Source organism: Candidatus Stoquefichus massiliensis AP9 (assembly GCF_000455285.1).
Taxonomy (GTDB): Bacteria; Bacillota_I; Bacilli_A; order Erysipelotrichales; family Coprobacillaceae; genus Stoquefichus; species Stoquefichus massiliensis.
Map to the genome: position 1 here is coordinate 312,262 of NZ_HG005284.1, position 14,027 is coordinate 326,288.

13 protein-coding genes and 1 pseudogene are annotated in these 14,027 nt (G+C 30.1%); 1 reads left to right on the forward strand and 13 read right to left on the reverse strand.

Annotated elements, in window-relative coordinates; genetic code table 11:
• The 5 genes from BN350_RS21180 to BN350_RS01745 all read right to left on the reverse strand — a co-directional run.
• On the reverse strand, positions 1–676 hold a 676-nt coding region (locus tag BN350_RS21180; protein ID WP_044600031.1), incomplete at its 3' end, for a PCRF domain-containing protein.
• Positions 676–3,324 (reverse strand): preprotein translocase subunit SecA, encoded by a 2,649-nt coding sequence (secA, locus tag BN350_RS01730; protein ID WP_028042053.1) that lies wholly within the window; start codon positions 3,322–3,324, stop codon positions 676–678. The genes BN350_RS21180 and secA, both read right to left, overlap by 1 nt.
• Positions 3,325–3,465: 141 nt before the next feature.
• Positions 3,466–3,663 carry a cold-shock protein gene (locus BN350_RS01735; protein ID WP_028042054.1) on the reverse strand — a complete coding sequence of 66 codons (198 nt, stop codon included), beginning with the start codon at positions 3,661–3,663 and terminating at the stop codon, positions 3,466–3,468.
• Positions 3,664–3,828: 165 nt separating this feature from the next.
• Positions 3,829–4,491 (reverse strand): ComF family protein, encoded by a 663-nt coding sequence (locus BN350_RS01740; RefSeq protein WP_028042055.1) that lies wholly within the window; start codon positions 4,489–4,491, stop codon positions 3,829–3,831.
• Positions 4,449–5,585 (reverse strand): helicase-related protein, encoded by a 1,137-nt coding sequence (locus tag BN350_RS01745; RefSeq protein WP_028042056.1) that lies wholly within the window; start codon positions 5,583–5,585, stop codon positions 4,449–4,451. The genes BN350_RS01740 and BN350_RS01745 overlap by 43 nt, the downstream gene beginning before the upstream one ends.
• Before the next feature lie 124 nt (positions 5,586–5,709).
• Here BN350_RS01745 and asnB point away from each other — a divergent pair, with 124 nt between their 5' ends.
• Complete coding sequence (gene asnB, locus BN350_RS01750; protein ID WP_028042057.1) at positions 5,710–7,509, forward strand: asparagine synthase (glutamine-hydrolyzing); 1,800 nt, start codon at positions 5,710–5,712, stop codon at positions 7,507–7,509.
• A gap of 37 nt (positions 7,510–7,546) precedes the next feature.
• On the opposite strand, the gene BN350_RS20795 is transcribed toward asnB, so the two are convergent.
• The 8 genes and pseudogenes from BN350_RS20795 to BN350_RS20810 all read right to left on the reverse strand — a co-directional run bounded on the left by BN350_RS20795 (position 7,547) and on the right by BN350_RS20810 (position 13,978).
• Positions 7,547–8,524: a PD-(D/E)XK nuclease domain-containing protein gene (locus BN350_RS20795; RefSeq protein WP_049945483.1), complete on the reverse strand. Its 978-nt coding sequence runs from the start codon at positions 8,522–8,524 to the stop codon at positions 7,547–7,549.
• A 150-nt stretch (positions 8,525–8,674) separates the two neighbouring features.
• A complete protein-coding gene (locus BN350_RS01760) occupies positions 8,675–10,549 on the reverse strand; it encodes a glycerophosphodiester phosphodiesterase family protein (RefSeq protein ID WP_028042058.1) in 1,875 nt (624 codons plus the stop codon).
• A 29-nt stretch (positions 10,550–10,578) separates the two neighbouring features.
• Complete coding sequence (locus BN350_RS01765; RefSeq protein WP_028042059.1) at positions 10,579–10,986, reverse strand: hypothetical protein; 408 nt, start codon at positions 10,984–10,986, stop codon at positions 10,579–10,581.
• 85 nt (positions 10,987–11,071) lie between these two features.
• Positions 11,072–11,914 (reverse strand): YfjL-like protein, encoded by an 843-nt coding sequence (locus BN350_RS01770; RefSeq protein ID WP_028042060.1) that lies wholly within the window; start codon positions 11,912–11,914, stop codon positions 11,072–11,074.
• Positions 11,904–12,398 (reverse strand): zf-HC2 domain-containing protein, encoded by a 495-nt coding sequence (locus BN350_RS01775; RefSeq protein ID WP_028042061.1) that lies wholly within the window; start codon positions 12,396–12,398, stop codon positions 11,904–11,906. Before BN350_RS01775 ends, BN350_RS01770 begins: the two co-directional genes overlap by 11 nt.
• Positions 12,391–12,858, reverse strand: coding sequence for an RNA polymerase sigma factor (locus BN350_RS01780; protein ID WP_028042062.1), 468 nt, complete (start codon positions 12,856–12,858; stop codon positions 12,391–12,393). The genes BN350_RS01775 and BN350_RS01780 overlap by 8 nt, the downstream gene beginning before the upstream one ends.
• A gap of 103 nt (positions 12,859–12,961) precedes the next feature.
• Positions 12,962–13,537, reverse strand: a pseudogene (locus BN350_RS21185) (PDDEXK nuclease domain-containing protein).
• Between the two features lie 48 nt (positions 13,538–13,585).
• Positions 13,586–13,978, reverse strand: a complete 393-nt coding sequence (locus BN350_RS20810; protein WP_196802937.1) for a DUF1016 N-terminal domain-containing protein — start codon at positions 13,976–13,978, stop codon at positions 13,586–13,588.
• Positions 13,979–14,027: the final 49 nt, after the last annotated feature.

Sequence of the window (14,027 nt, forward strand, 5' to 3'; positions counted from 1 at the left end):
CAAATTCTGGCATAATATCAACTGATGCAAATGATGTATGTCTCCTTTTAGAAGAATCAAAAGGTGAAATACGAACCAAACGGTGCACCCCTTTTTCAGCCTTTAAATGCCCATATGCATTATAACCAACAAAACGCATAGTTACAGATTTTAATCCAGCTTCTTCGCCATCAAGATAATCTAACACTTCGACTTTAAAACTTTTCTTATCACCATATCTTTGATACATACGCATAAGCATAGCAGCCCAATCCTGAGACTCTGTTCCACCCGCTCCTGGATGTATTTCTAGAATTGCATTATGATGATCATATTCTCCACTAAATAATAATGTTTTTTCAAATTCATTCAACGCCTTTACAAAAGTATCATAATCTTCATCTAAAGCAACTTTAAAATCATCATCTTCTGTTTCCTTTACATAATCAAATGTTTCATCAAGCTCATCTAATGAAGATTTTAATTGATCATAAGCATCTGTTATCTTTTTCATTTCATTTAACTGATCATATATTTTTTTAGCATGATCTTGATCATCCCAAAAATGCTCATCCATAGTTTGTACTGTCAACCCTTCAATTTCTCTTTTTAATCCTGCAATATCACTAGATTCATATAACTCTGCTAGTAAAGAACGGGCTTTCTCAAGCCCATTCTTAATTTCATATAATTCCATTAATCAGCCTTAAACTCAAGTTCAATCTGAACTGCAGGAATCTGTTTTTCTTGTTCACTACCAGGAGCAATTCCCATATGAACAATATTTCTAGTAATATCTTGAGAAATTGATTTTGTCATCTCTTCAAACATATAAAATGCTTCTTCTGTATATTCTTGTAACGGATCTCTTTGAGCATATGCTCTTAAATAAATACCATTTCTTAATTTCTGCATAGCATCAATATGATTAATCCATGTATGGTCGATAACACCTAATAAAACTCTTCTTTCATAATCAAGTTTAACTTCTGCTGGTAAATCCTTATTAAAACGATTTTGATATTGCATATAAACAACTTCAGATAAACTCTTCGCAAGTTTAGCAGAATCATTTTCAACATTTTCTTTATTTTTCGCTTTTAAAGTCGCTAATAACATATAATTGTTAGAAATATAATGTAATGCTCCATCAACATCAATCAATTCAGTTTTTCCATCATTCTTAGTAAAACTACGAACCGTCTGTTCAACAGCTTGTTCAAACATCCCTTTAACAATGTCTCCTAAATTTTCCTGAGACATAATATCATCACGTTCTTTATACATAATTTCACGTTGTTGTCTCATAACATCATCATATTGTAACAATTGTTTACGAATATCAAAGTTTTGACCTTCAACACGTTTTTGTGCACCTTCAATAGATTTAGTAACCATTTTACTTTCAATAGCTTCATCTTCTAAGAAGTTACCAGTAAATTGCTGAATCTTTTCATTTGCAAATCTTTGCATTAACTCATCCTCAAATGAAACAAAGAACAATGAACATCCAGGATCTCCCTGACGTCCAGAACGCCCTCTTAACTGATTATCAATACGTCTTGACTCATGGCGCTCACTACCAATAACCATTAAACCACCAATTTCAGCTACACCTTCACCTAATTTAATGTCAGTACCACGTCCAGCCATGTTTGTTGCAATTGTAACAGCACCCATAACACCAGCTTTTTCAATGATGAGAGCTTCTTTCGCATGGTTCTTTGCATTTAAAACATTATGTCTAATACCACGTTTATTTAACATTCTACTTAATAATTCAGAAGTTTCAACAGAAACAGTTCCTAACAAAATAGGTTGTCCATATCCATGTCTTCTTTCAACCTCTTCACAAATCGCATTAAATTTTGCTTTTTGCGTTGCAAAGATTAAATCAGGTTTATCATCACGAATAACCGGTCTATTTGTTGGAATTTCAATAACACGCATGTTATAAATTGTTCTAAATTCTTCTTCTTCTGTTTTTGCAGTTCCTGTCATACCAGCTAATTTATTAAATAATCTAAAGAAATTTTGATATGTGATTGTTGCAAGAGTCACTGTTTCTTCCTTAATAGGAACCCCTTCTTTGGCTTCAATCGCTTGATGTAATCCATCACTATAAGCACGCCCAGGCATCACACGTCCAGTAAACTGATCAATAATCATAATACTTGCATTACGAATATCATGACTACCATCTTCTGTCGCAATCATATATTCGACATCACGCTGCATTGTATAATTGGCTTTTAAGGCCTGATTGATATGATGAACTAAAGCTGTATGTTCAGGATCATATAAGTTACTAATCTTAAAACTCTTTTCAGCTTTTGTAATACCTTCTGTTGTTAAGGCAACTGTTTTACTTTCAATATCGACTTCATAATCTTTTTCTTCTCTTAAAGATTTAACAAACTTATCAGCTTGTACATATAAAGCAGCTGTATTCTTTTTTCCACCAGAAATAATCAATGGCGTTCTTGATTCATCAACCAAAATAGAGTCAACTTCATCAACCAAAGCATAATTCAAAGGTCTTAAAACCTTATCTTCCATTCTTGTTACCATGTTATCTCTTAAATAATCAAACCCTAATTCAGCATTCGTTGTATAAGTCACATCACAAGCATGTTGAGCTCGCTTTTGTTCCTTAGATAATTCTCGTTTATTTAAACCAACACTAATTCCTAAAAATTCTAAAACTTTACCATTATCAGTCTTATCACGTTCAGCTAAATAATCATTAACTGTAACAACATGAACACCTTTTCCTTCTAATGCATTCAAATAAACTGGAAAAATAGAAGTGAGTGTCTTTCCTTCACCAGTTTTCATTTCAGCAATATCACCATTGTGTAAAGAAATAGCACCCATAATCTGTACTTTAAAAGCTTTTAATCCTAACTTTCTAAAAGCAGCTTCTCTCACTGTTGCGAATGCTTCAACTAATATATCATCTAAAGATGAACCATCACTTATTTTTTCTCTAAAAACATCTGTTTGATGAGATAATTCTTCATCACTCATTGCTTGATACTGAGATTCTAAAGATAAAACCTGTTCTGCTTGTTTTTCAAGCTTTTTCAAAATCTTATTATCTTGTGAAAAAGCTTTCTTAATTGAACCAAATAATCCTGTCTTTTGTTTTTGTGGTGTTGTATTAAATTCAACTGGCTGTGATGGCTTTTTAACAACGTCATCAAATGTTTCAACAACAACATCTTCGCCTAAATCATCACTTAAATCAACAACTTCAATATCCGGATTTAACCCCATTGCTTCAATTTCCTTAGCTTCTTTTTTCTTTAATTGTTTTCTTACTTCTTGCTTTTTACTTGCCATGAATAAATCTCCTTTCATGCATACTAAAACATTTTTTATTATAGCATAAAATCTATAGAAAACAAAGCAAATATCGTGTATTCACTTCAACACATCTAAAAATACAATCCAAAAAGAAAAGATATGTCTATACATATCTTTCTAAACCTTAACTACATTTTTAGCTTGCAATCCACGGTCACTTTGATAAAGTTCAAACTCTACCACTTCACCTTCATTTAAAGATTTATATCCATCTTGCATAATTTGACTATAGTGAACAAAAACATCTTTGCCTTCTCCTCTATCAATGAATCCAAATCCTTTTTCAGCGTTAAACCATTTTACTTTACCTTGCATAATAACAACTCCTTTACTTCATGGTCAGTCCTATTATATGAGTTATTTATCAAATAATTCATCAAAATCTGTCGACTTCTTTTCTTTTTTTATTTTCATATTTTTCTAAGCATCAAATTATATCTATTCTTGTCTATTGCCCAGGAAATATGTCAAAGGAGGGTATTACCCTCCTTCATCAAACCTTAATTCTTCTTTTGTTTTCCTTGTTGATAAAACCAGCAATTCAACAGATTGTGGCTTATACTCAAGGACATGCGACAAGCAAGCATATAAAGTTGCTGATGATGTAATAACATCATCTAAAATCAGTACTTTCTGATTCCTTAATATCTCACCATTACGAATGCCAATTTTTTGAAGAACATCTTTTCTTTCCTTATACTCCATCTGACTTTGTTTATACTGCTCCAGTTTATATAATCCAGTGAAGATATTTGAGGAGAATGTTGAAGCAATGGTATACATGGGAGCAAAACCTCTTTTTTGATTCTCCTGATATGAACTAGGGGCTACAACGATAACGTGTTCACGATACTTTTGTATCATATCTTGCTGAAACATACATAGGAATGCATCTTTCAAAGCATGGTCATATAGACCCTTGTACTGAAAGAGAAGTGTTCTAAAAAATTCATTGTAATGATAAAGAATATGTAAGGGGTAATGATGAAAATCTATGTCATAATGAATCATTTCAAATTGATGTAAGCAGTGAAGACAAATTGGTAATGGATGAACAAGCTGAACCCATGATATTTCTTTGAGGAGAGGAGTAAGACATATTAAACATTCATCATGTTGAGTCGCTTGATTGTTTGAATACATTTGCTAATTCCTTGGGTTCTAGTACTTGTTATAATATAAACTTTACCAATAGGATGATGAGGTTTTCGACCAACTCGACCAGCAATTTGGATCAATGTTCTTTCATCAAATAACGCATGTTCCCCATGATAGACTATCACTTGAACATCTTCAATCGTTATCCCTCTCTCTAAGAGTGTTGTTGAAACAATAACATCAATTTGCTGATCCTTTAAAGCCTGAATAACTTTCTGATTCTGTGTATGCTTTGAAGAGACACCTAAAGTTCTTATATGATGTCTTGCTAGGTAAGTCGTTAGAACTTCAACATCATGAATACTTGGTACAAATACAATGATTTTCTTTTGGAGGTATTGAATAATAAAAATAAGGGTCAATTTATGTAACCACTGTGGACCAATAATCATGCGTGGAACTGGTAAATCATATCCATGATAACGTCTATTCATGACTAACATTTCTTCATCATGAATGTCTTCTATAGAAAAAGTTGCACTCAGTTTCACGTAATTTCCTTGGCAACAATGTTGAAATATTTCCTGAAGAACATGATTCTGATAAAATGGAAAGGCATCTACCTCATCTGCAATCATGAGTTGAAAACCAATATTATTTTCAAATCTATAAAGTTGATGCATTGTACAAATAATAAATGGAGCATCTTGATTTTCTATATGTCCCCCATATAACAAACCTATTTCTATCCCATGAAATGCTTCACTAATTCTTTCATACAATTCTTTGACCAATTCCTTACGTGGTATACAAAAGCATACACGATCCCCTTGCTGCAATGCATATTGAATCAATTCAAATACGATTTCTGTCTTACCCGAACCACATACAGCTAAAACAAGTGAATTTAAATGATGCTGATAATTATTGACTAATTGTTGAGAGATCTTCTTTTGCATCTCAGAAAGTTCGAATGATAAAGTATAAGAAACTTTTGGAGGTGGATATTTTGTTTGAGTCGTTTGTCTGGATTCATGAATAAAAACCTGATGAAATTGAATACACTGACGACAATAATATTGACCATTCAATTTATATAACTGCTTTACATTTTGATTATGACATCTAGGACACTGCATTTTCATCACCCACAGATATCATAACATGAAATGATAGGTCATGCGTCTCAACTTGAGGACAAATTTGCCTCATAAAGTTCTCATATTTTTCTCTTGGAAACATACACTATATGGGGTGAAATATATGTGTGGAATCGTTACGATATGTAATTACACGAGAAATTTATTAGAATATGATGAGAAGTTATTGAAAATGGCGAGTTTAATGACAAAAAGAGGACCTGATCATGATGGTTATTTTATGACCCCTCATTGTTTAATGGCTCACAGAAGGTTATCTATTATTGATTTAAAGAATGGTAATCAACCTATGTTATATACTTGGAAAGATAAGATTTATAGAATCACTTTTAATGGTGAAATCTATAATATGATAGAAATTAAAAATCATCTTATAAGTCTCGGTTATACTTTTGAAACAATGAGTGATACAGAAGTTGTTATTGTTAGTTATATCGAATATCAGGAACATTGTTTAGATTTATTTGAAGGTATCTTTGCTTTTGTGATTGATGATGGTGAAAAGCTTTTTATTGCAAGAGATCAATTGGGTGTAAAACCTTTATATTATTATCTTGATAATGAAGGAACGCTTGTTATAGCAAGTGAAATCAAATGCATTCTTGAATATAAAGGAGAGGCTATTGTTGATAAAGACGGTGTAAAAGAACTGCTTGGACTGGGGCCTAGCCTTACACCAGGTCATACTATCTATAAAAATATTTATTCTTTAAGACCAGGTTACTATATGTATTTTCAAGAATCATGTGAGCCTATCTGTTATTGGAAATTACATGATGAAAAACATACAGATAATTTAGAAGAAACCATTCAAAAAGTAAGAGAATTAGTTATTGAAAGTGTTCAGCAGCAGTTATTAAGTGATGTTCCCCTTTCTACTATGTTATCAGGTGGCTTAGACTCTAGTATTATCACAGCAATAACATCGCAATATGTTCAACCATTAACAACTTATAGTATTACCTATGAAGATCAAGAAAAATATTTTAAAGCATATGATTATCAGACAACAATGGATGATGACTATATCCAGGAAATGTTATCTCTCTATCCTACTCATCATTACAAAGTGACCTTAAAACAAGAAGACTTACTAAACAATTTAGAAGAATCCCTGATTGCTAGAGATATGCCAGGTATGGCAGATGTTGATTCAAGTTTTCTTTTATTTTCAAAAGAGATATCTCAAAGACATAAAGTTGCTCTATCTGGTGAATGTGCTGATGAGATATTTGGAGGCTATCCTTGGTTTTATAAAGAAGAGCTCTATAATCAACCTTATTTTCCTTGGATGAGAGATTTAGATCTCAAAATAGATCTTTTTAATGAAAAAGTCAAAGCTTTAAATCTTAAAGAATATATTATGAATAAGTATCAGGATAGTTTATCAGAAATTCAAACAACAGATCAAAAGAAACAGATGATATATCTCAATACCCAATGGTTTATGCAAACATTATTAACACGTGCCGATAGTCAAACAATGCGCTCATCCATTGAAGTTAGAGTTCCTTTTGCTTCAGTCAAAATATTGCAGTATCTCTACAATATGCCAAAAGACTTTATGTTCATAAATGGTGAAGAAAAGGGCATCCTTCGTCAAGCATTTGAAGACTTTTTACCTGATGATATTGCACATCGAAAAAAGAATCCCTATCCAAAAACGCATTCTCCTATCTACAGTCAATTGATACAAGGAAAATTAAAAGAATCACTTAGTGATCCTTCTAATATACTCTATCAATTCTTTGATGAAGAAAAACTCAGAACATTTATAGATACAAATGGTCAAAGTTTTACAGTTCCATGGTTTGGACAATTAATGATGGGGCCACAACTTATGGCATACTTCTATCAAATTTATTTATGGGGCAAAATATATCATATTCAATTAGAATTTTAGAAGCTGGCTAAGCTTCTTTTTTTGTAAATTCAATGAATTATTTTGCTATGGTTATCTTACAGCGCTTTTTATAAAATGCAATTCCATATCCAACAGTTTCTCTCTGTTCACTTGCCTGAATTCCTTCAATGTATTTTCTATCTTTAATTTGTTTCTCGCCTGCAATACTGTCATTAAGAATATCTATTTTGCTATCTGAATGCTTACATTCAAATACAATTGCTTTTCTACTTTCTCTTCTTGATCTAATAACTATATCTGTTCTTCCTTCTCCTTTTTCTCTATTTGACTCTGTTCCATACTCCTGTAAAAGTCCTACTAAAAAGCCATGATAAAAACTTTCCTGATTATTATAATAACTCATATCCTTGAACAGTATATCATTTAACAGTTTCTCTGCCTTTATAACATCTTCCTCAAGCAATGCATTGATGAGTTCTCGCTTTCTTGAATGAGTATAGGCTTGAAAATATTTCATAAATGACTGTTTATAGATTTCATACACTTCTCTATTGGGAATCACCAGTTCATATGTGCTATATGAAATCTCCTTCACTGCTTTTAAATATTCTGTCATAAGCAGAAAATTATAAATATTATCTATATCATCCATATCTCTATATGTTAGTTCCAGGTTAACATATTTATCTATTGATTGACCCTGCATCAATGTTTCAAACTCATCATACATAAAATCATCAGCCTGCTTAATATAATTAACAACCAATTCATTACCGCTCGTATTCGCCCAGAATGACATATCTGTTGCATTTCTGTTTTGAAGTTTTCTATCCATATACATTAAGGTACTCCATAGAGTATAGATTTCTACATCCCCAAACAGATATCCATCATACCATTCCTTCACTTCATCAAAACACTCTGACATCTGATAATCCCCTAGCATCTGTTTGACTTCATTTTCTTTGAATCCAAAGCATGACTGACTTCCATAATCGAATATAGAATTGACTTTAAAGTTATTCAGTCCTTTTCCTTGGTTATTCTTAAGCATCCTGTCATGATTCCATTTTCAAGAGAATTATGATAAATCTATAACTTTAAATTAATACACTGAGGATAAACGGTTTATTTTTAGGACAAACAACATATAGAAAAGTGATTCATCTTTTCTGGATGAATCACCTTATAAATAATATTATTTCTACCATGCTCGCTGTGGATAAGATTTACCATCATAATAGTAATAATGATTATCCTGCTTCTCATATTCTTCAATAATCATTTTTCCCAAATCAGGATAATTCGTAATCAATCCACTCACTCCCATATCTAAATACTGCTTCATTCGTTTAGAATGATCAACTGTCCAAACATAAACAGGTAGCATATGTTTGACTGCTTTTTGTACAAACGATGTACTTGCACGGTTTTCTTCAATCGCTAAAAAATCCATATTCATATCCCAAATAGAATCATCAATATCTCCCACACTACTATAAATACAATAACCAACCCACCATTCTGGTTTTAACTGATTTAGATATTGTGCACTTGGATAATCTAATGACATAAAAATAGACTGTTTTGAAAAATGCTGTTCTTCAATAATTTCAATAATCTTTTCAGCCATGTTTTCGCCATTGCCCTGAACTGGTTTTAACTCAATTAATAATCCAATATGAAGTTTTTCTTCTTTCATTTTTATAATTAATTCTTCTAAAGTCATGATATGAGAAGTCATTCCTTTTTGTTTTAATTCTATTTTTTCTAACTCCTCAGCTGTCATATCCAAAACAGATGCATTTACATCTGATAATCTTGATAATTGAGAATCATGAAAAACAACAGGTATCCCATCTTTCGATAACTGAATATCAATCTCTGCATAATCTGCTCCACTATCATTAGCATCTTTTATAGCTTCATAAGTATTTTCAATATAATATCCAGAACCTCTGTGACCAATCACCCATGGTCTATGAACATATGCATCTCTACGTAAGTAAAGACTTCCTAAGCAAAGTATAATTATTAATAAAACAACTTGTACAATACGTTTATGATGCTGATAAAATTGAATTTGATTAACCTTATCTTTTATCATTTTTATCGTCTTCATAACAAAGTTCTTAAACTGAATAATTCTTTGATTCATTTGGTCTGTTTGGATAGGAAGATCATCAATAGTTATTAATTCCTGATCATTTTTCATAACTATTTTTATTAAATATCTTATAAAGAAAGTCATTGCAATAACAAGTATAAAAGCTAAAACAACATACTGAATTGCACTATAACGGAAAGCACTAGAATTAATTAAATACTTTATAAAATATCTATTAAAATCTCTATTATGTAAAATCGGATATGGCAATATATTCATAACAAGATATTCAATAATAACCCAACTGAAAATAAGACATAGAATTTTTATCTTATTCATTATATTCATTTGTTTTATCATAAAATAACTACTCTTTATAGATTGAAGAATATTTTGCTGTTTTAAAGCCATATAAATAGGTGTAAACAATGTCAAAACAAACAAAGAATAATATAATAAATAAATCAGACATATCAAAATATTCCCTGTTGTTGTTAAACTTAATTCTCCAAAAATAAAATGTGGAATATCCCATCTAGGTATATAACTATTTAAATAACCAATATGTACTAATGGCAATAGTAAAACAGTATAGACTCCACATATAATAAATGTTGAATAATGTAAGGACTTCAAACGTATAAAACTCTTAAGCATAATCTGTCTTAATGAATAAGACTTATGCTTAACATCTAATGCAATAATATGTATAATAACATATAATTCATAATAAATAACAATAACCATAATCAGAAATAAGACTAAAAAAACAATAAGCCCTTTAATTGATAAAAACTGAAAAATCATATCTTGATTAAAAGCAATCCCATAACTGACACTATCTAAATATTCTTTAAGTATCTTTCTTAAAATAGGACTCAAAAAAAGAAGAACAACTATTTTATAAAAGATTTCAAATTTCACAATATTCTTTAATAACTGATAATATTGAAATTTTTTCATCTTTTCCATAGTGTTCTCCCTTTATTATATATAACCATTTAAACAATATAGTGAGATTGTGTCAAGTTTATTTTTTTATAAATATATTGATATGCTATATAAGTGAATAGTATACAGCAAAGTGAAAAATAAAACTCAGGATAACATAAATCAATACTTAGCCCTAAATCAAAATGACCACTAATACCAATAATATGCCATGTTAAAAACTCATAAATCTGCATAGCTATTATTCCCATCATTCCAATCTTCCCTATTATTTCACTATTTTTACCATAATTACTCCATATTCCAAAAAAGACAAGTAAAATACATGTAAAAGCAATAGGATTATCTAAAAGAATCCAACCATAAACTGTTTCTATATTTTTACCACCAAACCAAGGTAATGAAATAGTATATAAACTAAGTACAAAGAGACTTGTTAAAAATAATTTTCTTTTCATATCTATCAACCTCCTATACTAAAAGTATACGAGATAATATAGAAAATAATATCTAACATTCACTTAAATATTTCTTAAGATTTTCTTAATTCTTTGCTTCTGATGCCTCTATCTCTTTTTGTTTTTGATTATCTAATTCTTGATAATAATATTCAGTTTGTTTCATACTCTTTTCAACTCTTTCTTTTAAATTCATCTCATAAATATCATCATACTTAAACTTAATCAAGTTTATCGCTTCATCATAATCATTTGGCCTTCTCAAATGAAAATCAACTGCGCAAAAAGATACATTCTTTTCATCCATATAATTTCTTAATTCTAACAACATTTGCATTGTTTTTTCAACAGATATATCATCATCCTCTAAATAAATGACAAGATATCCCGCTTGTCTTCCTAATTCTTCATTATCAAATATTTGATCTAACTTTAGTTTACTTATATCTATCCCAAAAGGTTCATAGAGAAGTGTTCCATCTTCCATTTTTTCACATTCATCTAATTCTTGTACACTACCAAAACAAATATTAGTTACTGGCAAAGGATTTTGAGGTGATAATAGAACATGATCAGTATATTTTCGATATTGCTCATCTATTCGTCTTATTGTATTAAATTTTTCTAGTACATCACTTTCATAACTATCCCATTGTAAATTTCCTAACCAGTCATAACTAATGGAGAAACGTGAATCTTCACTGGTTGGTGAGATGATCTTTGCATAATAAAGTCCATCTTTAAAACTATACTGAACTTCCTGTAACTGATAATCATATTGACTATATTTTTCTTCTAGATAATCTTCAGCACAATGACTTACCAAAAAATTTGATATAAAATTACCATTGAAAGAAATATAAATTAAAATTAATAATAATGTCAATATTGTCCCAACAATGAAAGCTATCTTCTTTTTAAACTTCATTTTTATCCCTCCCTGATAATGCATAACGAAAACACGCACCTATAATAATCCCAATACTCAATAAAAACCAATAAATGATAATATATAATAGAACAGAGTGAAGTCCTTGTTGCAATAAAGCAATAATCATTTGGGATATCAAAACAAATATATATAAAATATAAACCTTTCTCCTTAAAATCAAATAACCTAATCCACCTATTAATGGAACCAGAATAAAGTTATGGAACTGATATTGTGTTTCACTAAATGATGTAGCAATCAAAATCATTAATGCTATAAACCCTAACCATGTCATTTTTAATTTCTTATTCCATTTTTCATTCATATTCTTTTCATTATAATCAGGTAATTCATCTAATAATGCACGACAATCAGAACATGTCAAACAATGCATTTCTACAAATTCCTGACTTTCCTGACTTGCGACTCCATCATTAACCAATGGAATCAAATCACGTACAATCCTACATTCTTTACTCATAAAAATCACTCCTTTCTAATTTTTCTTTTAAATGATTCTTTGCTCTATGATAAATAACCCTTACTGAATTTGGATTCAATTGTAATTGCTCAGCAATTTCTTCAAATGAATAGCCATCTATTCTTAATTGAAAAACTTTTTGATACATTTCTGATAGCTCTTCAAGGTATTTCATTATTTCCTGTGAGTTTAATAAATAATCCTGATAATATGCAATTTCCGGAAGTATGTCTGTTGATATTTCTACTTTTCTTTTTCTTAATTCTTTGAAAGTTGTATTTCTAGCAATAGAAAATATCCATGTTTTTATATTCGACTTCCCTTTAAAAGAGGCTAATGATAACATTACTTGATAGAATGTCTCTGAAGTTAAATCTTCACTCAACGTCTGATTGTGACATAGACTATAGATATAATAGTAGACATCTTTATGATAAAGCTGATACAATTCATCAATCATCATAAAACCTCCTCTCACTAATAAGTATCTTTTATTTATGATAATGTTACAATAAGATAAAAAAAACAACAAGATATTTAATATCCTGCTGTTATTATAATGACTAATGTTGTGTTTGTATAAGTTCCTGATATTCTTTATTCATCTCATTCTCTAATTCTTCAACTGTTGGTAAACACATACGATATCTTGATGCAAAGATATGTTTCTCATCTTCTGGCAATGTATACTTAACAACTGATTGATTCTTATCTGTACATAAGATAATGCCTATTGGTGGATTATCTCCATCATTCATCAATTTTCGTTTATAATAGTTCACATACATTTGTATCTGTCCTAAATCCTGATGTGTGAGTTTTCCTATTTTTAAATCTATAATCACAAAACACTTTAATATATAATTATAGAAAACCAAATCTATGTAAAAGTTATCTTCTCCTAATGTAATTCTCTTTTATCTTGCAACAAAACTAAATCCATTTCCTAATTCTAATAAAAATGCTTGTAAATGATCAATCAATGCCTGTTCTAGATCCGATTCATAGAATGAATCATTAGGTTGAATACCTAAGAATTCCAAAACATATGTATCTTTAACTATATCTGATGGCTTCATTGGTTCTTCTAATGTATTAGTTTGTTGAGATAGTTTTTCTTTATCATGAGATAATAACATCTGTTCATAATACTGACTTTGAATTTGCCTATCTAGCTGACGAGTACTCTAGTTTACCTGAATACATTCATTCATATAAAATTCCCTTGCTTTATCATTTTTAACTTTCAATAGTAATCTATAATGAGTCCAATTTAATTGGCCACGCAATGCATGACTATTCTGAAATGTTAGATAAAATTGTTTCATATACTTTAAGTTAGAAACAGTATAGCCTTTTCCATAATCTTTTGTCATCTGTTTTGATAATTCTTTAATCAAACCCTTTCCATATTCAGCACGTTCTTCACCACCTTGTTTTTCTACAATCATCTTACGAATTTGCCAATAAGTCTTTACCATTATAAAATTAGCAGTTTGATAAACCGTTTGTTTTGCAGTATTCATCAATGTTTGAATTTTATTGTAAAACTTTAAATCCATGTAGTGTTCTTTTGTCATAAAATAGTCCTCCTACTTTATATATACGCAAAATTTTTCAATTTCTTTA